The sequence below is a fragment of the Bradyrhizobium sp. HKCCYLRH3073 genome, from assembly GCF_051167995.1.
GTDB lineage: Bacteria > Pseudomonadota > Alphaproteobacteria > Rhizobiales > Xanthobacteraceae > Bradyrhizobium.
Map to the genome: position 1 here is coordinate 57401 of NZ_JBNPUD010000018.1, position 22970 is coordinate 80370.

General features: G+C 65.1%; 24 protein-coding genes and 1 tRNA gene. 8 read left to right on the forward strand and 17 right to left on the reverse strand.

Going from position 1 to position 22970, the window contains the following annotated elements; genetic code table 11:
• Positions 1 to 20: 20 nt before the first annotated feature.
• On the reverse strand, positions 21 to 1763 hold the full coding sequence (locus ACQR1X_RS29260) for an adenylate/guanylate cyclase domain-containing protein (protein WP_316217172.1): 1743 nt from the start codon (positions 1761 to 1763) through the stop codon (positions 21 to 23).
• A 171-nt stretch (positions 1764 to 1934) separates the two neighbouring features.
• Here ACQR1X_RS29260 and ACQR1X_RS29265 point away from each other — a divergent pair, with 171 nt between their 5' ends.
• Positions 1935 to 2576 (forward strand): LysE family translocator, encoded by a 642-nt coding sequence (locus tag ACQR1X_RS29265; protein WP_316179594.1) that lies wholly within the window; start codon positions 1935 to 1937, stop codon positions 2574 to 2576.
• Between the two features lie 2 nt (positions 2577 to 2578).
• Here ACQR1X_RS29265 and ACQR1X_RS29270 read toward each other — a convergent pair whose 3' ends face one another.
• A complete protein-coding gene (locus tag ACQR1X_RS29270) occupies positions 2579 to 3331 on the reverse strand; it encodes a sulfite exporter TauE/SafE family protein (RefSeq protein ID WP_315801830.1) in 753 nt (250 codons plus the stop codon).
• An 85-nt stretch (positions 3332 to 3416) separates the two neighbouring features.
• On the opposite strand from ACQR1X_RS29270, the gene ACQR1X_RS29275 reads away from it, so the two are divergent.
• Positions 3417 to 4307 (forward strand): LysR substrate-binding domain-containing protein, encoded by an 891-nt coding sequence (locus ACQR1X_RS29275; RefSeq protein WP_434873633.1) that lies wholly within the window; start codon positions 3417 to 3419, stop codon positions 4305 to 4307.
• Between the two features lie 64 nt (positions 4308 to 4371).
• Here the strand turns inward: ACQR1X_RS29275 and hisN are convergent, their stop codons facing one another.
• Entirely contained in the window at positions 4372 to 5157 is a 786-nt protein-coding gene (hisN, locus tag ACQR1X_RS29280; RefSeq protein WP_315801831.1) for a histidinol-phosphatase, read from the reverse strand.
• Positions 5158 to 5637: 480 nt separating this feature from the next.
• A complete protein-coding gene (locus ACQR1X_RS29285; RefSeq protein WP_315801832.1) occupies positions 5638 to 6522 on the reverse strand; it encodes an N-formylglutamate amidohydrolase in 885 nt (294 codons plus the stop codon).
• A 344-nt stretch (positions 6523 to 6866) separates the two neighbouring features.
• On the opposite strand from ACQR1X_RS29285, the gene cpdR reads away from it, so the two are divergent.
• The gene (gene cpdR, locus ACQR1X_RS29290) at positions 6867 to 7226 is read left to right on the forward strand and encodes a cell cycle two-component system response regulator CpdR (protein ID WP_006610087.1); all 360 of its coding nucleotides are present in this window, start codon (positions 6867 to 6869) and stop codon (positions 7224 to 7226) included.
• Between the two features lie 119 nt (positions 7227 to 7345).
• Positions 7346 to 7420: transfer RNA gene (locus tag ACQR1X_RS29295), tRNA-Val, on the forward strand.
• A 1046-nt stretch (positions 7421 to 8466) separates the two neighbouring features.
• Here ACQR1X_RS29295 and ACQR1X_RS29300 read toward each other — a convergent pair.
• Positions 8467 to 8778 (reverse strand): hypothetical protein, encoded by a 312-nt coding sequence (locus ACQR1X_RS29300; RefSeq protein ID WP_315801842.1) that lies wholly within the window; start codon positions 8776 to 8778, stop codon positions 8467 to 8469.
• A gap of 3 nt (positions 8779 to 8781) precedes the next feature.
• On the opposite strand from ACQR1X_RS29300, the gene ACQR1X_RS29305 reads away from it, so the two are divergent.
• Positions 8782 to 9390: an SRPBCC family protein gene (locus tag ACQR1X_RS29305; RefSeq protein ID WP_316179568.1), complete on the forward strand. Its 609-nt coding sequence runs from the start codon at positions 8782 to 8784 to the stop codon at positions 9388 to 9390.
• A gap of 105 nt (positions 9391 to 9495) precedes the next feature.
• Here the strand turns inward: ACQR1X_RS29305 and ACQR1X_RS29310 are convergent, their stop codons facing one another.
• From ACQR1X_RS29310 to ACQR1X_RS29320, 3 genes are all read right to left on the reverse strand, one after another.
• On the reverse strand, positions 9496 to 9657 hold the full coding sequence (locus tag ACQR1X_RS29310; protein WP_315801844.1) for a hypothetical protein: 162 nt from the start codon (positions 9655 to 9657) through the stop codon (positions 9496 to 9498).
• Between the two features lie 123 nt (positions 9658 to 9780).
• The gene (locus tag ACQR1X_RS29315; protein WP_434889549.1) at positions 9781 to 10101 is read right to left on the reverse strand and encodes a DoxX family protein; all 321 of its coding nucleotides are present in this window, start codon (positions 10099 to 10101) and stop codon (positions 9781 to 9783) included.
• A gap of 1 nt (position 10102) precedes the next feature.
• On the reverse strand, positions 10103 to 10483 hold the full coding sequence (locus ACQR1X_RS29320) for a DUF4267 domain-containing protein (protein ID WP_434889548.1): 381 nt from the start codon (positions 10481 to 10483) through the stop codon (positions 10103 to 10105).
• A gap of 114 nt (positions 10484 to 10597) precedes the next feature.
• Between ACQR1X_RS29320 and ACQR1X_RS29325 the strand changes: the two genes are divergently transcribed.
• Positions 10598 to 11191 carry a TetR-like C-terminal domain-containing protein gene (locus ACQR1X_RS29325; protein ID WP_434885427.1) on the forward strand — a complete coding sequence of 198 codons (594 nt, stop codon included), beginning with the start codon at positions 10598 to 10600 and terminating at the stop codon, positions 11189 to 11191.
• 146 nt (positions 11192 to 11337) lie between these two features.
• Here ACQR1X_RS29325 and ACQR1X_RS29330 read toward each other — a convergent pair whose 3' ends face one another.
• Complete coding sequence (locus ACQR1X_RS29330; RefSeq protein ID WP_434900137.1) at positions 11338 to 11925, reverse strand: hypothetical protein; 588 nt, start codon at positions 11923 to 11925, stop codon at positions 11338 to 11340.
• 343 nt (positions 11926 to 12268) lie between these two features.
• On the opposite strand from ACQR1X_RS29330, the gene ACQR1X_RS29335 reads away from it, so the two are divergent.
• Positions 12269 to 13168, forward strand: a complete 900-nt coding sequence (locus ACQR1X_RS29335) for an NAD-dependent epimerase/dehydratase family protein (RefSeq protein WP_315801848.1) — start codon at positions 12269 to 12271, stop codon at positions 13166 to 13168.
• A gap of 123 nt (positions 13169 to 13291) precedes the next feature.
• On the opposite strand, the gene ACQR1X_RS29340 is transcribed toward ACQR1X_RS29335, so the two are convergent.
• The 6 genes from ACQR1X_RS29340 to ACQR1X_RS29365 form a co-directional block, all read right to left on the reverse strand.
• Complete coding sequence (locus ACQR1X_RS29340) at positions 13292 to 14071, reverse strand: ABC transporter permease (protein ID WP_434893593.1); 780 nt, start codon at positions 14069 to 14071, stop codon at positions 13292 to 13294.
• Positions 14068 to 15180, reverse strand: coding sequence for an ABC transporter permease (locus ACQR1X_RS29345; protein WP_434893599.1), 1113 nt, complete (start codon positions 15178 to 15180; stop codon positions 14068 to 14070). The genes ACQR1X_RS29340 and ACQR1X_RS29345 overlap by 4 nt, the downstream gene beginning before the upstream one ends.
• A 35-nt stretch (positions 15181 to 15215) precedes the next feature.
• Positions 15216 to 16310: an ABC transporter ATP-binding protein gene (locus tag ACQR1X_RS29350; RefSeq protein WP_315801850.1), complete on the reverse strand. Its 1095-nt coding sequence runs from the start codon at positions 16308 to 16310 to the stop codon at positions 15216 to 15218.
• A 97-nt stretch (positions 16311 to 16407) separates the two neighbouring features.
• Entirely contained in the window at positions 16408 to 17409 is a 1002-nt protein-coding gene (locus ACQR1X_RS29355; RefSeq protein ID WP_434846799.1) for an ABC transporter substrate-binding protein, read from the reverse strand.
• Between the two features lie 336 nt (positions 17410 to 17745).
• A complete protein-coding gene (locus ACQR1X_RS29360; RefSeq protein ID WP_434839669.1) occupies positions 17746 to 17976 on the reverse strand; it encodes a helix-turn-helix domain-containing protein in 231 nt (76 codons plus the stop codon).
• A 10-nt stretch (positions 17977 to 17986) separates the two neighbouring features.
• The gene (locus ACQR1X_RS29365; RefSeq protein WP_434900138.1) at positions 17987 to 18367 is read right to left on the reverse strand and encodes a DUF2975 domain-containing protein; all 381 of its coding nucleotides are present in this window, start codon (positions 18365 to 18367) and stop codon (positions 17987 to 17989) included.
• A gap of 452 nt (positions 18368 to 18819) precedes the next feature.
• Here ACQR1X_RS29365 and ACQR1X_RS29370 point away from each other — a divergent pair, with 452 nt between their 5' ends.
• On the forward strand, positions 18820 to 19071 hold the full coding sequence (locus ACQR1X_RS29370) for a hypothetical protein (protein ID WP_316179560.1): 252 nt from the start codon (positions 18820 to 18822) through the stop codon (positions 19069 to 19071).
• A gap of 129 nt (positions 19072 to 19200) precedes the next feature.
• On the opposite strand, the gene ACQR1X_RS29375 is transcribed toward ACQR1X_RS29370, so the two are convergent.
• Complete coding sequence (locus tag ACQR1X_RS29375; RefSeq protein ID WP_434880451.1) at positions 19201 to 19422, reverse strand: hypothetical protein; 222 nt, start codon at positions 19420 to 19422, stop codon at positions 19201 to 19203.
• Between the two features lie 253 nt (positions 19423 to 19675).
• On the reverse strand, positions 19676 to 22858 hold the full coding sequence (locus ACQR1X_RS29380; protein WP_434900139.1) for an efflux RND transporter permease subunit: 3183 nt from the start codon (positions 22856 to 22858) through the stop codon (positions 19676 to 19678).
• Positions 22859 to 22970: the final 112 nt, after the last annotated feature.

The following is a 22970-nucleotide window of genomic DNA, read 5'->3' on the forward strand; positions in this document are numbered from 1 at the left end:
CACCATGCGGCCCGATTGGCTCAAACCAGCCCGGCCCTGATCAGTCCGTCGCGGTAGTGATCGATATCCTCCCGGCGTTTCCATCGGATGTTCTTGATGTGGCGGTCGAGCGTCAGCCAGGGATATTGCGCGCGCAGCACGTCGACGGCGTCGCCCGCCTGATCGGTCGCGCCAAGCTGCGCCAGGGTCGCCGCGCGGATCGTCAGCGCCTGCAGATGGTTCGGGTAGAGAAACAGCTCCTCGCGGGCCCAGGACAACGCGGCCTCGTAGCGGCCGAGCAGGTAGTGGCTGTAGGCGTTCAGCGCCGGCCATTGGTAGCGCGGATCGCTGTTGCCGCGCTGGGCCGCGATCGAGAACAGATCGATCGCCTGCTGGTGCTCGCCGTTGACCATATGGCAAAGCCCGAGCACTCCGCGCGCGCCCATGTCGTAGGCATTGAGCTCGGTCGCCTTGCGCGCCGCCTTCATGCCGTCCTCATGGTCGCCCTGCATGGCCTGCACGAAGGCAAGGATCGCATAGGCGAACGACGAGCGCCCGTCGAGCCGCACGCTGTCCAGCGCCAGATTTTTCGCCTCGTCCCAGAGCTCGCGCGAGCCCTTGATCCAGCCGAAATTGATACCCTGCATCAGAATGGTCGCAAGATAAGCGTGGGCGAGCCCGAGAGTGGGATCGAGCGCAATCGCCTGCCGAAACAGCGAGATGGAGATCTCGTAGTCGGCCTTGGTCGGTCGGTAGTAGTGCGACAGACCGCGCAGGAAGCGGTCCCAGGCGGTCGGGTCGGTCGCCGGCGCACGGACCGGAATCGAGGCTTCAACACGATAGATCTCCGGCATCAGCGCCGCGCATAGGCTGGTGGTGATCTCGTCCTGCATCGCGAAGAGATCACCGACGTCGCCGTCGTAGCGACCGGTCCACAATTGAGCGCCGGTCTCGGGCGCGATCAGCTCCGCCGTCACGCGGAGCTTGTGACGAGAGCGCCGCACCGTTCCCTGAATCAGGTAGGTCGCATCGATCTCGCGTGCGATCAGGCGGGGATTGAGGCCGCGGTCCCTGAAGCGAAACGTCGAGGTGCGGCTCAGGACGCGAAAGAACGATTGCAGCGACAGCGCATGGATCAGGTCGTCCGCGAGCCCGTCGGCGAGATACGCGTCGGCGCCGTCGGAGAGGTTGACGAACGGCAGCACGCCGACGATCGCGGAGCGATATTGCGGCGGCAGGCCGGTGACGCTCGTCCCGCTCCGGATCGCCGCGCTACCCGGCTCCCATGTCCACGCCTGCACCGGCTCCTGAAGGTTCTTGAACTGAAAGCTTCCAGCGCTGGTCAGCTTGATGGGCAGTTGCGGGCCGGCCTCCTCATAAGCCTTGGCCGAGACGGCAACACCGCCCGGGACGGCGATCGATTCCAGATTGACGGCGACATTGATGCCGTCGCCGAAGGCCTCGCCGTCATCGACCGTGAACTCACCCTGATGGATTCCCAGCCGGAAGCGCATGTTGCGGTCGGACGGCAGATCGGCGTTGCGCTCCGCCATCAGGGACTGCATCTCGATCCCGAACTGGATGGCGCTGGCGGCGGTGGCGAATTCCAGCAGAAAGCCGTCGCCGGTGTGTTTGACGATGCGGCCGGCGTGGTTGAGGATGATCGGATGGATGGCGCCGCGATGAGCCTTGAAGGCGGCGTGCGTGCCGTCCTCGTCGATACCCATCATGCGCGAATAGCCGGCGACGTCGGCGCAAAGGATGGCGGCGAGGCGTCTTTCCATCACATCGTGCTCCCGCCTCGCGCATACCACGGCCGAGGCGGCCGAATCCAACGCTTTTCCGGAACCCATCGCGGCACCTCGCCATGCGGCCCCGCGCCGGCCTCTGCGGGGCGAGACGGCAATGCCGAGGCCAGGTATGGTTAGACCAGTATTGTTAGGAAATGCTCAATCATGCTCGGCATTCACGATCTGCCTTTGTTTCTTGTCTCCGGGCTGCTGCTCAACATCACGCCGGGTCCCGACACCGCCTATATCGTCGGCCGCAGCGCGCAGATGGGCTGGCGCGGCGGGGCCGCTGCCGCCTTCGGCATCAGCACGGGCTGCCTGATCCACGTGTTCGGAAGCGCGATCGGGTTGTCGGCGCTGCTCACAGCCTCTGCCACGGCCTTCGCTGCGGTGAAATGGGCCGGTGCGGCTTATCTGGTCTATCTCGGCATCACGCAGCTTCTGGCGCGGCGGCCGGACGCCGCCAGGACGAGTGATGCGACGTCGATGCCGGTGGTGACGCTGCACCAGGCGTTCTGGCAGGGCGCGCTCACCAACATCCTCAATCCGAAGGTCGCGATGTTCTTCCTCGCCTTCCTGCCGCAATTCGTCGCAGCCGAGGCGCCGCACAAGGCGATCGCCTTCCTGCTGCTCGGCACGATCTTCATCGTCAACAGCACGATCTGGTGCCTCGGCGTCGCCGTCGTCGCGGCCCGTGCTGCGCGCCGCGTGCGCGGCTCGTCCGCCACACTGCTCTGGCTCAACCGCGCGATCGGCGGGCTGCTGATCTATCTCGGGGTCCGGATCGCGATGCTCGAGGCGCGCTGACTTTACCAGAGCAGCTCGATGACCGCCGTGCCGGCGAGATACAGGCCGAGCAGGATCATGGCGATCAGGAACACACGGCGGAACGCCTCGGCCGGCAGCCGGGATCGCGCCGCCTGGCCGGCATACATGCCGAGAAAGGCGCCGGCCATCGCGACCGCGCCGGGCAGGGCGGTGGCCGTGCTGAGCAGGCCGGAGCTCGTCAGGTTGAAGGCCAGCGTGACCGTGGCGACCGTGAAGAACACGCCGAGGGCCTGGACCAACTCGTCCTTCTCGAGCCCGATCGCCTGCATGTACGGTACCGAGGGTACGACCTGCACGCCGGTGGCGGCCGAGATCAGCCCGGTGACGAGCCCGACGATGCCGCCGACCCATTTCTCGTGCGGCGGAGCGACCTTGAAGGCGAGCTTGGTGAGGCCGAGCAGGGCATAGAGCATCAGCAAGACGCCGAGCGCGACGTTGCCCCAGCGGGTCGAGGCATGGCTGAGCGCGCCGGCGTTGAGGCAGATGCCGATCGCGGTCCCCAGCATCAGCGGCCACAGGCGCCTGGCGATATCGCGCAGGTAAGGTCCGGCGAAGGTCTGCCAGATGTTGGTGATCACGGCCGGCACGATGACGATGGCGAGCGCGCGGCCCGGCGGCATGGCGACCGCGAGCAGTCCGACGGAGATGGTCGGTAGGCCGAGGCCGAGCGCGCCCTTGACGAAGCCGGCCAAGGTGAGCGCGAAGGCGATGAAGATGAGGATGGGGTCGATCATGGTTGTCACATTGACCAGACTGCGCCGGCGGCACAATGTGGAGGTTACGGAGCAAGCCTTCGTCCAGGACTGAGGCAGGATGACCATGCGTTTCGATCTGGTCGATCTCAGGCTGTTCATTGCCGTGGCCGAGGCCCGCAGCATCACCGGGGGCGCCGACCGGGCGCATCTGGCGCTGGCCTCGGCGAGCGCGCGGATCAAGGGTCTGGAGGACTCGTTCGGCGTCGAGCTGTTCAAGCGCGGCCGGCGTGGCGTGGATCTCACCGCGGCGGGCGAGAGCCTGCTCGATCACGCCCGCATCATCATGGCCAATGTCGAGGCCATGCAGGGTGAGCTCTCGGGCTTCGCATCCGGCCGTCGCGCCAACGTGCAGCTGCTCGCCAATACGGTCGGCCTCGCCGAGCATCTGCCGAAGGCGCTGGCGGCCTTTCTGCGCGAGCATCCCGACATCAACGTCGATGTCGAGGAGCGCGAGAGCACCGAGATCGCCGAGGCGATCGCGTCCGGCCGGGCGGATCTCGGCTTTGCGGCGGAGCACGCGCTGCCCGAGACGATCGAGCGCTTCGCCTTCGGCGAGGACCGGCTGATCCTGGTGGCCGGACGGCGCAGCCCGTTCGCGGCCCGCCGACAGATCGACTTCAGCGAGACCGCGGGGGAGGATTTCATCGGCCTCACGCAGGGGACGGCGCTCAACGTCCATATCGGCCGGCACGCCGCGCGGCTCGGCATCCGGCAGCACGTGCGGGCCAGGCTGCGCGATTTCGACGCGATCTGCCAGATGGTGGCGGCCGGGATCGGCATTGCCGTGGTGCCCGAAGCGGCGGCGCGACGTTGCGCGCGGTCGATGCCGATCAGCCTCGTCGCGCTGCGCGACGCCTGGGCCGATCGGCGGCTGGTGATCTGCGCCCGCAGCTTCAAGGCGCTGCCGCGTCCCGCGAAACTGCTCGTCGAGCATTTGCGCCGGGCCGCCGCGTGAAGCGCCCGACGACAGGCCGGATGTCCGTTCTGCACGAGGCGGAGCCAGGCCGGTGGAGGCGGGATCAGTCCGCGGCCAGCCGTTTCAGCGCCGCTTCGTGGACGCGCTTGTCGCCGGCGGCGACGATCCGGCCGCCGTTCTGCGCCGGGCCGCCTTCCCAGTTGGTGACGATGCCGCCGGCGCCGTTGATGATCGGGATCAGCGCCGCGATGTCGTAGGGCTTGAGCTCGGTCTCGATGACGAGATCGAGATGGCCCGCGGCCAGCATGCAATAGGAGTAGCAGTCGCCGCCATAGCGCGACAGCCGCGTCTCGGCCTCGACCCGGCTGAAGGTTGCGCGATCGGCCTCGTTCATCAGCAGCGGGCTCGTCGTATAGCACACCGCATCCCCGAGACGCTCGCAGCGCCGCACCGAGAGCCGGCGCTCGCCGCCGCCGTTCTTGTAGTTGGCGGAGCCGTTGTCGCCGGCGAAGCGCTCGCCGATGAAGGGCTGGTGCATCATGCCGAACACCGGCGCGCCCTTGTGCAGCAGCGCGATCAGCGTGCCCCAGGTCGGAAAACCGGCAATGAAGGACTTGGTGCCGTCGATCGGATCGAGCACCCAGACGTAGTCGGCGTCCTCGCGCTCATTGCCGAATTCCTCGCCGACGATGCCGTGCTGAGGAAAGTTCGCCTTGATCAGGCGGCGCATCACCGCCTCGGCGGCGCGGTCGGCCTCGGTCACCGGGTCGAAATCCTGCCGGCTGCTCTTGTTGTCGACCAGCAGCGAGGTCCGGAAGAACGGCAGGATGGTTTCGCCAGACGCGGTCGCCAGACGACCGATGAAGGCGGAGAAATCGATGACCGTCACAGCGCGTCCTTGGGTGAGGGAATCGGGTGGCAATGAGCCGCTATGCCTAGCTCAAAGCGGTTCGGGGTGCATCCGGATATGGAACACCAGCGTGGCATCATGGATACCGTTTGGTGTCCGGCCGCGCTGACGGGGCGCGATTGAGCCGTCGGAGCCCCTGATGTGAAAGTGAAAGCGAAACCGGCGTCCCTCTCCGATCGTTTGGAATCTCCAATCAAGCCATTGACTTTTATGATGAAAAGCAAAGTTGTTTCGCGCTGAACGCAACCCGGCCTATGTTTTTTTGCATGGAGAAAGGCGGAAAAACCCTTGCGCTTTGTGCAGCGCGATTGCATATTGTTGCGGTGCGGTAGCGCTTCGCGTTATCGCTGCCCTCCTTGGGCGTTTCCTCCCTAGACTTGGGCCGCTTGTCATTCAAGCGGCCCTTTTTTTTGCGCCGGCGCCACCGGCCGGAATCCTTCGGACCGAGGGCGCTGCCCTCTATTCGGCCGCCGCCTGGAAAGGCCCGAGGTCGCCGAGCGGCACCGTCGCCAGCACCTCCGCGAGCACGGCGAGATCGGAAGCGACCTGGGCGAAGCGAGGTCCGCGCTCCCTGCGGCGCTCATCCATGTAGATCGCGCGGTTGAGCTCGATCTGGATCGCATGCAAGCCCGTGGCCGGATTGCCGTAATGCTCGGTGATGAAGCCGCCGGCATAGGGCTTGTTGCGGCCGACCGAATAACCGAGCCGGCCGAGCACGTCCTCGACCAGATCCGGCAGCAGCGACGCGCAGCTCGTGCCGTAGCGGTCGCCGATCACCATGTCGGGCCGGCGCGGCTCGTCGCGCGAGACGCCGACCGACGGCATCGAATGACAGTCGACCAGCACCACGGTGCCGAACTGCTGGTGCACGCGGTTGATCAGCCGGCGCAGCGCGCGGTGATACGGCTTGTACAGCGTCTCGATCCGGTGCAGCGCCTCGTCGACGCTCAGCCGGTCGCGATAGATCTCCTGGCCGTCGCCGACCACGCGCGGGATCGTGCCGAGGCCGCCGGCCACCCGCATCGAGCGGGTGTTGGCAAAGCTCGGCAGCCGCCCGGTGAACATTCGCGGATCGAGCTCATAGGGCTCGCGATTGACATCGACATAGCAGCGCGGGAAATGCACGCGAACGACCGGAAAGCCGCGCGACAGGAGATCGGCGATCAATTCGTCCATGAACGAATCTTCGGAGCGCCGCAGCGCCGGCAGATCGATTCGCGAGGCCCTCAGGAAATCGTCGGGGTAGGCCGATCCGGAGTGAGGGGAATTGAAGATGATGGGCGCGCGCCATTCGGTCGGCTCCATGATCTCGAACGGCGGCAATTCGCCATCAAAGTCCGTCATCTCTGGGCGCCGTCCCCTTGGTCACGTGCGTCGATGTCACGTCCGTTGATGCGCCGGTATCCTCCGGCCGATTCGCTCTGGACAACGCAGGTACTGCTCTCGCCAACGCGCATCTTCGATAATCCCAGCCGGTCTGCCAAGCGAAAAGCAATGAAAAAGTTCATCCCGCGTTTGGAACAACTCTGAGCTGGCATGCTGCTTCGATCGAAGACCGCGGCTTCAGCCCTCAAAATGCCTTGCCGATGTCGGATCAAAAGGCGCAATCTTTCACCCGAAATTTACCGCCCGTCAGGCTTAGTGGCGGCAACGCTCCGCCTCTCACCCGGACCAGACAACCCCTCGCCATGCACAAAATCCTGCTCGCCGAAGACGACAACGACATGCGCCGCTTCCTGGTCAAGGCATTGGAAAATGCCGGGTTCCAGGTCTCGCCCCACGACAACGGCATGTCGGCCTACCAGCGGTTGCGCGAGGAGCCGTTCGAGATGCTCTTGACCGACATTGTGATGCCGGAGATGGACGGAATCGAGCTGGCGCGCCGCGCCTCCGAGCTCGACCCGGACATCAAGATCATGTTCATCACCGGCTTCGCCGCGGTCGCCTTGAACTCCGATTCGGAGGCGCCCAAGAATGCCAAGGTGCTGTCCAAGCCGGTGCACCTGCGCGAGCTCGTCAGCGAGGTCAACAAGATGCTGGCGGCCTGAGCCGCCGGGGCCGGCGTCGCGAAGTTCAGGATTATTCCCATTTTCGCCTGTTTGCGTCCTTGCCTGCCTGCGTGGGAGCCGATATAGGGACCCCCACCCGACGAGACCTTTTGGGTTTAGGGCACGTAGCTCAGCGGGAGAGCACTACCTTGACATGGTAGGGGTCACAGGTTCGATCCCTGTCGTGCCCACCATCGGCCGGTCCGGCCGGTGACCCAGCTTGGTCTGGTTTTCCGATCGTTGAATATCCTCCCTTGTGAACGCGAGGCGCGCGTGACGATCGCGGGGCGACGCAACCGCGGGCTCCGCCGCCGCCGCGTCGTCGTGACGGCGGCAAGCCGGCTTGAACCGGCCATCCATGAGGAGTCTCTTCGGTCAAGTTCTCCGTCATTGCGAGGAGCGTAGCGACGAAGCAATCCAGAGTCGCGCGCGCGACTCTGGATTGCTTCGCTTCGCTCGCAATGACGGCGGTTAGATTGTGATGAGGGCGCTGCGACATGGCTTCGCTGCCTCGCGGCGCATTCTCGCGTCCGAGCTTTGCTGATCGATGTCCCTCTCTTGGAAGAGGGCACGGGGAATGCCGGGCGCTGGCCGCACCCATGGCCCGCCTGCAGAAAAAAAGCAGGCGGCAGTCACCACAGGTTCAGCCGAGATCACCCGGCATTCCCCGCACGATGGTTTTGACGGCTGCTTCGCGATCTCCCCGGTGCGCCGGGCTTTCTGGCCACCGTTGCCCGCGCCGCGCGTGAGCGCCAACGCAAGCGTGACACCAGCGTCGGGGTGTCAGGACCACGCGACTTGACCGTGCGCATCGCCGCCGTTCGTCGGCGTGGAGAACCACGCTGCGACATCGACACGCCCACCGCATCCCGCCTCGACGTTCGTGACGACCGCGAAGCGCCCCTCTTGTGAGACGGGATGGAGAGAGAAGATCATGATTTCTGGAAAAAAGAAACAAAAATCTTCAGGCCGGGAGGGCTGGATAGAGAGATGTGTTTGAACCCGCAGGCGAATGAATTTTTCTGACGGAGGCGTTTTCTTGGAGCGTGGGCTCCGGGTGATGGGCGGATGTGCTGGGCGTACGCGAGTCTCGCAGCAGTGATTTGCCCGTCGGGTCGCGTGCGCTCCTCGCTTTGCCGATGCGTCGTTTGAAGTTCGTGCCCGGAGAATAGATAGAACCTGGTCCGCCAGCCGAAGCTCGTCACGTGTGCGAAGGTTTCTCAGATCGACGGCGCCTTCATCACCAAGACAGCGAAGAGTCCAGCGGCACGGTGACGAACATGCCGGCTTGGATCTGCCCTTCTGCTATCTCGCCAGCCAGAACAAACAACCGAAGATGCAGGCAGTCGGGGGCCCAGATCACACCCGGCGGCGCCCTTGTAGAAGCTGGGATCGCCGTCGGCAGTCTCGTCGTCGATGGGGTGGGCCGGCCAGAATGATCGGGATCGAATTGGGCGATCGCGTCGGCCGCGATGTCTAAGATCGCGACCAGGGCAGTCGCTTCGTCCAAGGGAGTCTGGATCAGCGGCCGATGTCGTCCCAGGGTGATCATCGTATGGACTCCCGGGTGCTGTTCGTCGGTCGCGTCAAGCGGCAGGCCGCATCATCGGCAACGAGCCTATCCAAAAGCCTGCCGCCGGTACACCATCGGTCCTATCGGATGACGGTTCGAGACGATGCGCAAGGTCAGCAGGGAATGAACATGGACGAGACCCTTTCGATACGGCGCTACATCGCCGCGCCTCGGTCGGCGGTCTATCGAGCGCTGCTCGATCCACGCGCAATTGCAAAATGGAAAGTGCCGGACGGAATGACCTGCGAGGTGCATGCGTTCGACGCCCGTGAAGGCGGCTCGTTGCGGATTTCGCTCACCTATGACGTGCCGACCGGGGCGGGCAAGACGACCGCGCAAACGGACACATATCGCGGTCGCTTTGTGAAGCTCGTCCCGAATGAGCAGGTTGTCGAAGTGGACGAGTTCGAGACCACGGATCCCGCGCTACGCGGCGAGATGACGATCACCATCACGCTTGCCGACGCGGATGGCGGGACCGAACTTCACGCCACCCACGCTGGACTGCCACGCGCGGTATCGCCGACCGACAACGAGACTGGCTGGCGGATGGCACTCGCGAAACTCGCGGCGCTGGTCGAGGCGCGATAAGCCCGGTTTTCCGCTCATGCCCGAGGCAGACATGCGGATGCCGATCATAAGGACATGCCGTCGACGGCAACCGCTGTTCGCCGAAGCAGAGGAAGAAAAAGCCGCTCAGAAAAAGCCGGGGCTCAGATCTGTTCCGTAGGTCAGCGCCATCGCCGCCACCAGCAATATGGCGGCACCGAGCAGCAAGAGGTGTTTGAGCAACGCGTGTTTGCGACCCTCGGATGTTTCAGAAAATGCCTTATAAAATACCTTGGTCAGAGCCGTCATTTGCGACCTCAATCTCCTCCCGCCCTGAGGTAGGTCAAGACGGGAGGCAGAAGGTTCATCGCAGGACAGGCGCTGACCGACAGCAGGCGCGAGAATCCGGCTCTCCGAACGCCGCGCGATCCTTCAGGGCGCGGCAGCGGCAAGCCCGAGCAGGACGACGAATCCGCCGATCGGCGGCAGGTGCCGGACATCGCGATGGCGCAGAACGGTCACCGCTGCCGCGGCGATGATCGCCGATCCAAGCGCCAGGCCGACGATGCGAGCCTGGGGAAGCGCAATCAGAATGGCGGCGACGATCTCCAGCCCGCCGGTCAGTCTGCCCCACGAGGCGGGGTAGCCCCAACGGGCGAAATCGCGCCGCGTGTCGGCCGTGCCGACCGCGTTGAAGACGCCGGCGCCGAAGAAGGCGGCGACCAGCAGCCAGATCGAAACAGCGTGCGCCATCTCAAGACACTCCGGTGACCAGGGGCAGGGCCGCCAGGACCATGATCGCGGCCGTGAGGCCGTGCATGCCGAAGGCGCTCGTCTTCGAGCCGTTCGCGGCAAGGATGACCAGCATGTCGCCAACTGGAATGACGGCTTCGACGAGCAGGACGAGGCCAACCGCGCCGGAACTACCCCACATCATCAATGCAAGGACCGCCAGGCCCGAGACGATGTCCCTCACGCCCTTGAGCCGCAGCCACCACGCGACGTTGGCGCCGGTCTCGGGCAGTGGCAGCCCGAAACTGCGCATCGCAGTGAACGGGCGAGCAACGTATTGCACCCCAATCGCGATGATCGCGACCGCCAGCAGCAAGGCAAGCCCAAGCGAAAACCAGTGCATGCGACCCTCCGTTCTAACGGCCGTCGATAACCTAGCAACGCTAGGACAATAATCTAGCGTTGCTAGATCGTCAAGCGGTGGTATGATGAGTGCTGTCCGGCGGAGGGCGAGAATCTGGGCATCGCGGAGCGAAAGGGCAGGGCGCGCGCCGAGCGCGAGCAGCACATCGTCGCGGCCGCGCGCGCGATCGCGGAGCGCGAGGGATGGGGCGCGGTGACGATCCGGCGCCTGGCCGACGAGATCGAATACAGCCAGCCCGTGCTCTATTCGCATTTCGAGAACAGGGATGCGATCGTGTCCGCGGTTGCCCTCGAGGGCTTCAAGGAGATCACGGCCGCCCTCGAAGACGCGGCGAGGCAAGCGAGCGCTCGCGGCTCTGCGCTCAAGAATGTCGCTGCGGCCTATCTCGGCTTCGCGCTCGGCCGTCCTGCGCTCTACGATGCCATGTTCGTCCTGCCGACCGATCTGCGGTTCGCGGTGGCGGAGACGAGGCCGGAGCTGCGGGCTGCTTTCGATGCGCTGGCCGCGGTCATCGCGCCCTTCTGCAAGGATGCCGCGGTCGTCACCGAGACGTTCTGGGCGGCCCTTCATGGCCTCGCCGCGCTCGAACGGTCAGGACGTATCAGGCCCGCCGCGCGCGACGAACGTATCGCACGTGTCGTGCGGGCGATCGCGGGGGCTGGAAGCCGCGCATCAGCTCGCGGCTGACGCAGTCAATGTGCGTGAGATACGGTCACGCGCTGAGACCAGATAAACATCGCAGGACGCGTGAGAAAGACGTCGGCTCACGAGGTGTCGACCGGAGCACGCGCAGGCCGGCAAATGTGCTTCAACTTCAGCTCAGCTGAGGCGGACTAACGGGCGCGCCGCGCTCGCTTCAGCTCGGCGACCTGAAACTTGCCGCCGGCCAAGAGGCTGCTGCAATGCAGCCAGACCTTATTGCGATCCCAGCCCAGGAACGCCTTGGTCTCCGCACAGTCCGCATAGTGCTTGTATCTGAGCGTGTCGCTGCAGGTTGTATCGAAATGTGAGAATTCCTGGCCCGACAGGCTGCATCCGACCCAAGGCGCGTTGCCGGACTTGAAGCTTGTCTCGCAGCCGCCGTTGCAACCAGTGGCAGCTCTCTCCAGCCTGGCGAACCTAGCTTCCACAGAGCCTGGCGCAGCCGACGGCGATTGCGTGGCCTGGGATGCGGCCTGAGCGACTGGCCGTTCCCGGCGCGACGTCACCGCGCCGGCTGCGTGCTGCGGCCGATAGGGCCGTACAGCCTGCTTGGGTGCATCGACCGTGATATCGGGAAGCGTGGAGCTTTTGGGGGGCTGCGCGACCGCCGGGCTGCAGAACAGCATCGTCGCCAACACAGCAACAAATGACGGCGCGACGACACAAGACGACAATCGCATGACGGCGTCCTTCCAGGGCGGGCCAGCCGCCAGATGCATCTACTTGACTGCCATTAGATACCTATCACGCGTTCGGGAACTTGGCTACTGATAATGAGAAAGATTCTCGCTCGCGGTTGCCGCCAGCATCGTTGCTGATCGCATGCGGACGAGTTGCTCGAGCGTCGGCCCATCAGCGGACCGGCAAGTTTCGGATTGCAATCATCGTTCTGAAATTGTGCGTTATCGATTTTCAATTTTAAATTGATCATTCTTCGACCGCTGTGTTCGTCGGCCAGCGCCGCCCGGCGGCCCGTCAGACCACAGAGAATCGGGTTGGAAGTTCCTATGGAGCGGCTGCGACCGAAGCTGCTAGAACCGGCGCATTCACGAGGACAGAACGATGACAAGCAAACGCGTGGTGTTCACCGGCGGAACAGGCAAGGCGGGCCGGCATGTGCTGCCACATCTGCAGGGCAAGGGCTACGAGCTCCTCAACGTCGATCTCAAGCCGTTCGATCACCCCGGGATCAACACCCTGATCGCGGATCTGACGGACAGCGGCCAGGCCTTCAACGCGCTGACCACGCATTACGGCTTCGGCGGCTTCAACGCCGGCCGGCCGCCACGGGCGCCGGATGCGGTGGTGCATTTCGCCGCGATCCCGCGCGTGCTGATCGAGCCCGACAATGAGACCTTTCGCGTCAACACTGTCAGCACCTACAACGTCATCGAGGCTGCGGCGAAGCTCGGCGTACGCAAGATCATCATCGCCTCCAGCGAGACAACCTATGGAGTCTGCTTCGCCGAGGGCGACAAGGATTTCAGGAGCTTTCCGCTCGAGGAGGACTACGACACCGACCCGATGGACTCCTACGGCCTGTCCAAGGTCGTGAACGAAAAGACCGCGCGAGCCTTCGCCATGCGCTACGGCATCGACATCTACGCACTCCGCATCGGCAATGTCATCGAGCCGCACGAATACGACATGTTCCCGCGTTTCCTCGCCGACCCGCCGTCGCGCAAGCGCAACGCCTGGTCCTATATCGACGCGCGCGACCTCGGCGAGATCGTGCATCTGGCGATCCAGAAGGATGGTCTCGGCTTCCAGGTCTTCAACGCCGTGAATGACACGGTGACGGCCAATATGCCGACGCGCGAATTGCTGCAGCGCTATTGCCCGAAGACTCCGATCACCCGCGACCTCGGCGAGCGCGAGGCGCCGCTGTCGAACAGGAAAGCGCGCGAAGTGCTCGGGTTCAAGGAAGAACATGATTGGCGGAAATATGTGAAGGCGGGATAGCTCATCGAGTAGGGCGGATTAGCGCAGCGTAATCCGCCTTCTTCCGCTTCGGCTGCTGCAATATGGACGGCCATTCGTGCGCGAGGCGGCGGATTACGCTGCGCTAATCCGCCCTACGGAACGTCACGCCATCCGCCGACGGATTACCAGCATCGCGAGTGACAGCACGATGGTGCCGACGATGAACACGGCCGCGGCGGACACGATCGCCGGGCTGATGTTCTCGCGGATGGTGGCGAACATCTGCCGCGCCAGGGTGCGCTGGTTGGGGCCGGCGACGAACAAGGTCAGCACGACCTCGTCGAGTGACGTCGCGAAAGCGAACAGGGCGCCGGAGATGATGCCGGGCAGCGCGATCGGAAACGTCACCGTACGCAGCACCACGGTGGGCGAGGCGCCGAGGCTCGCGGCGGCGCGCTCGAGCTGGAGATCGACGCCCTGCAAGGCCGAGGAGACGTTGACGAGCACGAACGGCACGGCGACGACGGTGTGCGCGATGATGACGCCGAGATAGGTGTTGGTGAGCCCGTAGCGCGAAAACATCAGCTGCATGCCGACCCCGAGCACGACCGCCGGCACCACCATCGGCAGCAAGAACACCGTGCGCAGCGTCGAGACCAGCAGCGAGGCGCGTTTGCCGCGCAGGCCGAGCGCGGCCAGCGTGCCGAGCAGCGTTGCGAGGGCTGTGGTCCCCGAGCCGATCAGCAGGCTGTTGACGATCGACAGCCGCCAGGATTCGGCGGTGACCAGCTCGCGAAACCAGCGCGTCGAATAGCCGGGAATGGGATAGTTCAGGAACACGCTGTCGGTCAGCGACAGCGGCAGCACCGCGATCAGCGGCCCGAGCAGGAACACGACGACGGCGATCGCGAACAGCAGCTTGACGACCGGCAGGAGCTTCATGCGTGCTGCTCCTCGGCCGAGGTCAGCCGGATGTAGACGGCATAGAGCAGGATGGTCATCGCCAGCAGGACGAGGCCGAGCGCGCCGGCCATGCCCCAGTTCGCCGCGCCAGTGGCGTAATAGGCGATCACCGAGGAGATCATCTGGTCGTTGGCGCCGCCGATCAGCGCGGGGGTGATGTAGTAGCCCAGCGCGGCCATGAACACGAGCAGCGCGCCGGAGACGACGCCGCGCATCGACAGCGGCAGCAGCACGTGGAGGAAGGCGCGCAGCGGATGCGCGCCGAGCGATGCCGCCGCCGGCATCAGATTGCGCGGGATCGCGATCAGCACGCTGAAGATCGGCAGCACCATGAACGGCAGCAGCACATGCGTCATCGCGATGACGACGCCGAGCCGGTTGAACATCAGCGGGACCGGACCGGAGGTCAGGCCGAGCCCCCTCAGGGTCGCGTTGATCAGGCCGTTGTCCTGCAGCACGACGTACCAGGCCGCGGTGCGCACCAGGAGCGACGTCCACAGCGGCAGCAGCACGGCGCCGAGCAGCACCTGCCGGCGCCAGCCTTCCACGGATGCGGCGACCATCGCGTAGGGCAGGCCGATCAGGATGCAGGCCAGCGTCACCAGCGCGGAGGTCACGAAGGTCCGGATCATGATCAGGCGGTTGGCCGAGCTGCCCTCCGGCATCGCGGCGATATCGCCGGCGGCGTCGCGCTCGAGGTCGACCGCGGCGAGCAGGTTCTTGTCGGTCCAGGGCGAGGCGACGGCGTCCGCGATGGTCATCCAATAGGATGTCTCGCTCCAGCGCGAATCGATCGCGGCGAGGTCGGCCGCGCCGTCGCCGTCGAGCGCGCGGCGGGTCTTGCCGAGCAGGCTGCGGAAGCCGGACTGCGCGCTGTTGAGGCGGCGCACGAGATCGCCGAACTGCTCGTCATTGGTCAGCCTGCGGATGTCGTCGACGAACGCGGCCTGCGCCGCTGCAGGAGGCACGCTGGTGCGGTCCCAGCGCGCCAGCGCCGTGTGGGTGCGGGGCAGGGACTCGGTCGCGACCGGATCGGACACCGCCGACTTCATCATCGTCACCAGCGGCACGACGAAGAACGACAGCATGAACGCCAGAAGCGGCGCGAGCAGCAGAGATGCCGTCAACCGTTGGCGGAGGTCTGGTCGCATGATCCCACCACCCAGACATCCGACGCCGCGAACGATAGCGCGACCTCGCTGCCGACCTCCGCGGCCTGGCCGGCACGGTCGCCCTTGATGATCAGCCGCTGCGCGCCGACCGTGGCGACCAGACGCATGTGATCGCCGAAATACACCGCGTCCATGATGCGCGCGGTCAGGCGGTTTGCGGTTGCGGCCGCATGATCGTTGATCCGGATCGCCTCGGGTCGGATCGAGACCTGCACCTTGCCGCCATCGACGCGATCAGCGCCGGCATGCGCCGAAAGCGTAAGGCCCGAGTCCGTCGTCAGCCGCATCGCCTCGCCGGCCTGCTCAGCCACCTTGCACGACAGCAGGTTGGTCTCGCCGATGAACTCGGCGACGAACGGCGTCCGCGGCAGCTCGTAGATCTCGCGCGGCGTGCCGATCTGCTCGATCCTGCCGTGGTTGAACACGGCGATGCGGTCGGACATCGTCAGCGCCTCGTCCTGGTCGTGGGTGACGAATACGATGGTGAGGCCGAGCCGGCGGTGCAGGTCGCGGATGTCGAGTTGCATCTGCTCGCGCAGCTTCTTGTCGAGCGCGCCGAGCGGCTCGTCCATCAGCACCACCTGCGGCTCGAACACCAGCGCGCGGGCCAGCGCCACGCGTTGCTGCTGGCCGCCGGAGAGCTGCGCCGGCTTGCGCTCGGCCATGGCCGACAGCTTCACCATGTCGAGCACGCGCGCGACCCGCGTGGCGATCTCGGGCTTGGGCGTGCCGCGCATCTTCAGGGGAAACGCGATGTTGTCGCGCACGCTCATGTGCGGGAACAGCGCGTAGTTCTGAAACACCACGCCCATGTTGCGCTTGTGCGGCGGGAGCCCGTCGACCCTGACGCCATTGACTGCGATCGTGCCGCTGGTCGGCTGCTCGAAGCCGGCCAGCATCATCAACAGCGTGGTCTTGCCGGAGCCGGAGGGGCCGAGCAGGGCGACGAACTCGCCGCGGGCGATATCGAGGTCGAGATCGTCGACCACGGTCAGCGCGGCGAAGCGCTTGACCACCTGCCGGAACGAGATGAAGGGGGTATCCATGACGAAGGCTTTCGGCGCGGACCTCGCCGGGACTCATACGAGGCGGGCAGGCGCGCGTCGCGACGATCGCGCGCCCGGTGTGCGGAAGCGGCGGGCCTCAGCGCGCCAGCCAGGCGTTGAAGCGCTTCGACAGCTCTTCCGAATTGTCCGTCCAGAAGCCGACGTCCAGCGCGATCGCCTGCTTCAGGTTTTCGGGGGTCGTCGGCAGCTCCGCGGCGTATTTCTCCGGCACCAGCTTGGCAGCGGCGATGTTCGGCAGGCCGTAGGCGATGTATTCCGGCAGCTTGGCCTGGTTCTCGGCCTGGCTCGCAAAGGCGATGAAGTTCATCGCGGCATCCTTGTTGGGCGAGCCCTTGAGCACGACCCAGCTGTCGACCGCATAGATGCTGCCCGGAAACACGAAGCCGAAATGCTTGCCCTCGGTGCGGTTGATGGCGGTGATGCGGCCGTTATAGACCGAGGTCATCGCGACCTGGCCGGACGACAACAGCTGCAGCGGCTGCGCGCCGGCCTCCCACCACACGATGTCGGCCTTGAGCGCGTCGAGCTTCTTGAAGGCGCGCTCGACGCCCTCTTTGGTCTTCAACACCTTGTAGACGTCGGTCGCCGGCACGCCGTCGGCCATCAGCGCGAACTCGAGCGTGTATTTGGCGCCCTTGCGCAGGCCGCGCTTGCCCGGAAACTTTGCCGTGTCCCAGAAGTCCGCCCAGGTCTTCGGCCCGTCCTTGATCTTATCGCCGTCGAACGCCATTCCGGTCGACCAGACGATGGCGCCGACGCCGCAATCGCTCACGCCGGCCGGGATGAAGCCTTTCTTGTCGCCGATCTTGCTCCAGTCGATCTTCTCATAGATGCCGTCGCTGCAGCCGAGTTCGAGCTCCTCGGCCTCGACCTGCACCGCATCCCAGTTCGGCACCCCGGCCTTCACCTTGGCCTGCAGCACGCCATAGCCGCCGTCCCAGCTCTCGTCGAGCACGGTGGCGCCGAGCTTGGCGGCGAAGGGCTGGAAGTAGATCTTGCGCTGCGCGTCCTGGTAGTTGCCGCCCCAGGACACGACGGTGAGATCACGCGCCTGCGCGGAAACGAGGAGACCTAGCATCGCGGCTGCGGTCACCAGCACCGTCTTCGAGACGGTTGCGGCTGCGCGTCTGACAGGCCGATCCGTCGCGTTCGACACTGTTGCCGTCGTGGAGTTGGTCCGCAGAAAAAGCATGCTCGATGATCCGTCGCGCTTGAAAGGTTCAAAAAAGCTATCGGCTGGACCAAGCCCTGGCAAGCGCGAGTTTTGATCGTCACATGATGCTATTTTGGCGTTCATGCGCTGCATTAGCGGCGTCGCGGCGAAGCGCTAATGGAGCCGGTTCGCGTGGCAGGGGCGCCGTGCGGCCGCCCGTCCGCTTCACCGCAACGCATGATCTTGATCGCGGTTGCGGTTTCACCCGATGTCCATCTCCGTCGACGGCGCTTCCTCATATCTCAGGAGGTCTCCGGGCTGGCAGCCGAGAAACCGGCAGATCCGCTCGAGGGTCTCGAAGCGCACACCCTTCACCTTGCCTTGTTTGAGCAGGGACAGGTTGGCCTCGGTGATCCCGACGTACTCGGCCAGATCTTTGGACTTCACATTGCGTTCGGCGAGCATCACGCCCAGCCGCACTCGGATCGGCATGTCCTGTCCTTCAGACGAATTGCTTGTTTTCGTCGGCGATCTCCAGCGCCTCCGTCATCACCCAGGCGATGACCGCAACCGTCCCTGCGAAAATCAGCGCTATGAGCGTATCCGATCCGACGCTCAGCGCGAGGGTCTTCGCTCCCGCCGGTTGACGGAAACTCAGAACGACGGACAGCGCCGCACCGGCCAGTGGTTTCAGCAGGGCTGATGCCGCGACTGCGATCGCAAACGTCTTGAGCTGTTGGATCGAGTCCCGCGAGAAGATGCGGCCGGCGGCGAACGCGTCGAAGCAACGACGTCCGCTCAGCAGGCCCCAGATCAGCGTGCCCAGCGGGACCATGGCGATGCCGAACGCGAGGGCTCGTGTGGAGAAGTCGATCTCGGTCACGGGAGCATCTGGAATTCCGGCCTGGCTGAACAGCATGGGCGTGGGCGTCAAAGCCCAGTAGAGCGCCATTGCCGCGGCGAGCAGCGCGGAGGTGACGAGACAGCTTGCCGCCATCAGTTGGCTGAGCCGGCGAATGCGATTGCTGCGTCCGGAGCGCGCGGCACTCGTGCCGGACATCTCTGCTGTTTGCGTCATGGTCGAATGGCCCCCACGGTTGATTGGTGTTTCGGCAGTGCGCCGACAGGATCACGATACGATCAAAAATTATCGTTTGACAATAATTTATTTTCGTTCGACAGATGGGATATTAGCTCAGGAGCCACCTCATGTCTCATTGCCGGGCCAGACTGGCCGTCGCTGTCGCCTTCGCGTCCGCTGTTATGACGACTTCTCCATCCAGCGCCGCGCCATCCACCTCTCGCGGCCTGATATCGGTCGCGCAGGTGGTTCAGATGCTGGAGAAGGCGCCGACCGACCGGACGGCCCAGCAGGTTCTCACCGCCTACCTTGCCGGCGTCGGCGAGGCCGCTGGCGCAGTCGCAAGCATGGGGCGCGCGACCTGCCGCACCTCGTTGAACTTGAGCGCAGCGACTGTCGGGCAGGCGCTGAGCTCCGCTGCCGCAGCGCAGGACGCGGCGGAAACGCCGGCAACGCCTTTGATCGTCAGGGACATGCTCGATCGCGCAGGATGCAAGCGCCCATGAGCTGTTCCGGCGCAGCAGCCATCACGCGCCAAAGCCGGTCTTCGCCATAGATGTCGTTACTTCGTGTTTTGCCGCGGCTTCGTTCAAAGGCGCGCGTGCTGGCCATTGATGCGGCGCCAAGGCGCGCCGCTACAGGCCGGCGCCGCAGCCATCGCGCTCCGGGCAGCTCTGCGATAGCGACGGATCACCTGCTGCCGCATTGTCGACGACCAGGCCCACCGCGGGGCGTGAGCTGGCCGTAGCGCTGACCGGGCCGGCGAGACGGCGAAATCCTCCATGTGCTCCGATGCGCTGAAAACCCTCGGCCGTCTTCATCAGCCGGGCTGCCACCATTTGATTCAAAAAATCCATGTTGCAACTCCTTGTGGTCAAATGACCCGGCGGCCTGGTGCGGGACAGGCCGCCGGGTCGGCGCAACGTGCTGGAGTTGGCGTCCTCCATCCCGCTGCGCTGGTCTGTGATCCGTTTCACAGTCCTGTAGAATTGATCGCGAAACGGATCATCTTGGGAGCGTGATGGGGGACGCCAGCGGCCATTTGTCTCTACGAATCAAGAGACGATCGCGTTTCTGGACCCTCGACATCACGCGCGTTCACATTCTTGTTTACTCCGCGGGTTGAGCCGCCACCGTACCGTGGCCGCCATGCTGGGTGAGCGGCTTCATGCCGGTCAGCGTCCGCAGCAGCACATAGAACACCGGCGTCAGGAACAGGCCGAACACGGTGACGCCGATCATGCCGGAGAACACCGCGACGCCCATCGCGCGCCGCATCTCGGAGCCTGCTCCGGTCGACAGCACCAGCGGCAGCACGCCCATGATGAAGGCCATCGACGTCATCAGGATCGGCCGCAGCCGCAGACGGCTCGCCTCGATCGCGGCGCGCAGCGGCGTGCGCCCGGCGAATTCGAGCTCGCGCGCGAATTCGACGATCAGGATCGCGTTCTTGGCGGAGAGGCCGACGAGCACGATCAGGCCGATCTGGGTGAAGATGTTGTTGTCGCCCTTCGAGAGGTAGACGCCGGCCATCGCCGCCAGCAGCGCCATCGGCACGATCATCAGGATCGCGAGCGGCAAGGTCAGGCTCTCATACAGCGCGGCCAGCACCAGGAACACCAGGAGGATCGCCAGCGGAAAGACCCACAGACCGGAGTTGCCGGCGATGAACTCCTGATAGGTCAGGTCGGTCCATTCGAAGGCAAAGCCGGGCGGCAACACCTCGGCCGCGACCCGCTCGGCCGCCGCCTGCGCCTGGCCCGAGGAGAAGCCGGGCGCCGCTGCCGCGTTGATGTCCGATGACAAGAAGCCGTTGTAGCGGATGGCGCGTTCGGGCCCGGCGCTCTGCCGCACGTTCAGCAGCGCCGACAGCGGCACCATGTCGCCGGAGGCGGAGCGCACCTTGAGCTGGCGGATATCGTCGGCTCGGGCGCGGAACGGTGCGTCGGCCTGCACGCGCACCGAATAGGTGCGGCCGAACTTGTTGAAGTCGTTCACGTAGTAGGAGCCGAGGTAGATCTGCAGGGTGTTGAACACCTCGGTGACGGGCACGCCGAGCTGCAACGCTTTGGTGCGGTCGATGTCGGCGAACAGTTGCGGCACGTTGACCTGGAAGCTGGAGAACACGCCGGCGATCTCGGGCGACTTCTGCAGGCCCGCCATGAACGCCTTGGTGACGTCGTTGAGCGCCTCGTAGCCGAGGCCGGCGCGGTCCTCGATCTGCAGCTTGAAGCCGCCGATGGTGCCGAGGCCGTTGACCGGCGGTGGCGGGAACATCGCGATGAAGGCGTCCTGGATGCCGGCGTATTTCTTGTTCAGCTCCATCGCCAGCGCGCCGCCCGACAAGGACGGATCCTTGCGCTCGTCGAACGGCTTCAGGGTCGAGAACACGATGCCGGCATTGGAGGAGTTGGTGAAGCCGGAGATCGACAGTCCGGGGAAGGCGACCGAGCTCTCGACGCCGGGCTGCGTCAGCGCGATGTCGCTCATCTTGCGGATCACCTCCTCGGAGCGGTCCAGCGTGGCGCCGTCCGGCAGCCGCGCGAAGCCGACCAGGTACTGCTTGTCCTGGCCCGGCACGAAGCCGCCTGGCACCTGCTTGAACAGCACGGCGGTGGCGCCGACCAGCAGGACGTAGAGGATCATCACCGCGGCCTTGCCGGTGATCACCTTCGACACGCTGCCGCTGTAATTGTTGGAGGCGCGGACGAAGGCGCGGTTGAAGCCGCGGAAGAACCAGCCGAGCGTGCGATCGAGAATCCGGGTGAGGCGATCCTTGGGCTCGTGGTGGCCCTTGAGCAGCAGCGCCGACAGCGCCGGCGACAGGGTCAGCGAGTTGACCGCGGAGATTACGGTGGAGATCGCGATCGTCAGCGCGAACTGCTTGTAGAACTGCCCGGTCAGGCCGGAGATGAAGGCGAGCGGCACGAACACCGCGACCAGCACCAGAGCGATCGCGATGATCGGGCCCGACACCTCGCGCATCGCCTGATACGTCGCGTCACGCGGCAACAGGCCGCTCTCGATGTTGCGCTCGACGTTCTCGACCACGACGATGGCGTCGTCGACGACGATGCCGATCGCGAGCACCAGGCCGAACAGGCTGAGCGCGTTGATCGAGAAGCCGAACAGATGCATCACCGCGAACGTGCCGACGATCGAGACGGGGACAGCCAGCAGCGGGATGATCGAGGCACGCCAAGTCTGCAGGAACAGGATCACGACGATCACGACCAGCACGATGGCCTCGAAAAGTGTGTGCACGACGGCCTCGATCGAGGAGCGCACGAACTGCGTCGGGTCATAGACGATGTGGTACTCGACGCCTTCCGGCATCGTCTTCTTGATCTCGGCCATGGTGGCGCGGACGTTGTCCGAGATCTGCAGCGCGTTGGAGCCGGGCGCCTGGAAGATCGGGATCGCCACGGCCTGCTTGTTGTCGAGCAGCGAGCGCAGGCCGTACTCGGAGGCGCCGAGCTCGATGCGGGCGACGTCGCGCAGCCGCGTGATCTCGCCATGCGTGCCGGTCTTGACCACGATGTCGGCGAACTGGTCCTCGTTGGAGAGCCGGCCCTCGGCATTGACCGAGAGCTGCAAATCGAGCCCCTTGACGCTCGGCGATGCGCCGACCACGCCGGCGGCGGCCTCCACGTTCTGCGCCTGGATCGCCTTGACGATGTCGGAGGCGGAGAGGCCGTGCTCGGCCGCCTTCTGCGGATCGACCCACACCCGCATCGAATAGTCGCCGGCGCCGAACAGCTGCACGTCGCCGACGCCGTCGATGCGCGCCAGCCGGTCCTTGACGTTGAGCACCGCGTAGTTGCGCAGGTACGTCGTATCGTAGCGGCCGTTCGGCGAAATCAGATGCACGACCATGGTGAGGTCGGGCGAGCTCTTCTTGGTGATGACACCGAGCTGGCGCACCACGGCGGGCAGCCGCGGCTCGGCCTGCTGCACGCGGTTCTGCACCAGCTGCGTCGCCTTGTCCGGATCGGTGCCGAGCTTGAAGGTGACCGTGAGCGTCATCGCGCCGTCGGTGGTCGCCTGGCTGCTCATATAGAGCATGTTCTCGACGCCGTTGATCTGCTCCTCGATCGGCGTCGCCACCGTCTCGGCGATCACCTTCGGATTGGCGCCGGGATAGGTCGCGCGCACCACCACCGAGGGCGGCACGACGTCGGGATATTCGGAGATCGGCATGGAGAACAGCGCGATCAAGCCGCCGAGGAAGATCAGCGTCGACAGCACGCCTGCGAAGATCGGCCGATCGATGAAGAATTTGGAGAGGTTCATGGGAGGCCCCGTGGTCGGGAGACTTCAGCGCGTGGCTGACGTTGTTAGTTGTCGGTAGGCTTGTTCAAAGACGCTGAGCGGCGCCAAATAGGATCTCGCTGTCGCCTCACCC

Excerpts from the sequence above, each read along its gene's own strand:
- ACQR1X_RS29260 (WP_316217172.1), bottom strand. The coding sequence starts at position 1,763 with ATGGAAAGACGCCTCGCCGCCATCCTTTGCGCCGACGTCGCCGGCTAT.
- ACQR1X_RS29265 (WP_316179594.1), top strand. The coding sequence starts at position 1,935 with ATGCTCGGCATTCACGATCTGCCTTTGTTTCTTGTCTCCGGGCTGCTG.
- ACQR1X_RS29270 (WP_315801830.1), bottom strand. The coding sequence starts at position 3,331 with ATGATCGACCCCATCCTCATCTTCATCGCCTTCGCGCTCACCTTGGCC.
- ACQR1X_RS29275 (WP_434873633.1), top strand. The coding sequence starts at position 3,417 with ATGCGTTTCGATCTGGTCGATCTCAGGCTGTTCATTGCCGTGGCCGAG.
- ACQR1X_RS29285 (WP_315801832.1), bottom strand. The coding sequence starts at position 6,522 with ATGACGGACTTTGATGGCGAATTGCCGCCGTTCGAGATCATGGAGCCG.
- cpdR (WP_006610087.1), top strand. The coding sequence starts at position 6,867 with ATGCACAAAATCCTGCTCGCCGAAGACGACAACGACATGCGCCGCTTC.
- ACQR1X_RS29300 (WP_315801842.1), bottom strand. The coding sequence starts at position 8,778 with ATGATCACCCTGGGACGACATCGGCCGCTGATCCAGACTCCCTTGGAC.
- ACQR1X_RS29305 (WP_316179568.1), top strand. The coding sequence starts at position 8,782 with ATGGACTCCCGGGTGCTGTTCGTCGGTCGCGTCAAGCGGCAGGCCGCA.
- ACQR1X_RS29310 (WP_315801844.1), bottom strand. The coding sequence starts at position 9,657 with ATGACGGCTCTGACCAAGGTATTTTATAAGGCATTTTCTGAAACATCC.
- ACQR1X_RS29315 (WP_434889549.1), bottom strand. The coding sequence starts at position 10,101 with ATGGCGCACGCTGTTTCGATCTGGCTGCTGGTCGCCGCCTTCTTCGGC.
- ACQR1X_RS29320 (WP_434889548.1), bottom strand. The coding sequence starts at position 10,483 with ATGCACTGGTTTTCGCTTGGGCTTGCCTTGCTGCTGGCGGTCGCGATC.
- ACQR1X_RS29330 (WP_434900137.1), bottom strand. The coding sequence starts at position 11,925 with ATGCATCTGGCGGCTGGCCCGCCCTGGAAGGACGCCGTCATGCGATTG.
- ACQR1X_RS29335 (WP_315801848.1), top strand. The coding sequence starts at position 12,269 with ATGACAAGCAAACGCGTGGTGTTCACCGGCGGAACAGGCAAGGCGGGC.
- ACQR1X_RS29340 (WP_434893593.1), bottom strand. The coding sequence starts at position 14,071 with ATGAAGCTCCTGCCGGTCGTCAAGCTGCTGTTCGCGATCGCCGTCGTC.
- ACQR1X_RS29345 (WP_434893599.1), bottom strand. The coding sequence starts at position 15,180 with ATGCTGTCGTTCTTCGTCGTGCCGCTGGTGACGATGATGAAGTCGGCG.
- ACQR1X_RS29350 (WP_315801850.1), bottom strand. The coding sequence starts at position 16,310 with ATGGATACCCCCTTCATCTCGTTCCGGCAGGTGGTCAAGCGCTTCGCC.
- ACQR1X_RS29355 (WP_434846799.1), bottom strand. The coding sequence starts at position 17,409 with ATGCTAGGTCTCCTCGTTTCCGCGCAGGCGCGTGATCTCACCGTCGTG.
- ACQR1X_RS29360 (WP_434839669.1), bottom strand. The coding sequence starts at position 17,976 with ATGCCGATCCGAGTGCGGCTGGGCGTGATGCTCGCCGAACGCAATGTG.
- ACQR1X_RS29370 (WP_316179560.1), top strand. The coding sequence starts at position 18,820 with ATGCTGGAGAAGGCGCCGACCGACCGGACGGCCCAGCAGGTTCTCACC.
- ACQR1X_RS29375 (WP_434880451.1), bottom strand. The coding sequence starts at position 19,422 with ATGGATTTTTTGAATCAAATGGTGGCAGCCCGGCTGATGAAGACGGCC.
- ACQR1X_RS29380 (WP_434900139.1), bottom strand. The coding sequence starts at position 22,858 with ATGAACCTCTCCAAATTCTTCATCGATCGGCCGATCTTCGCAGGCGTG.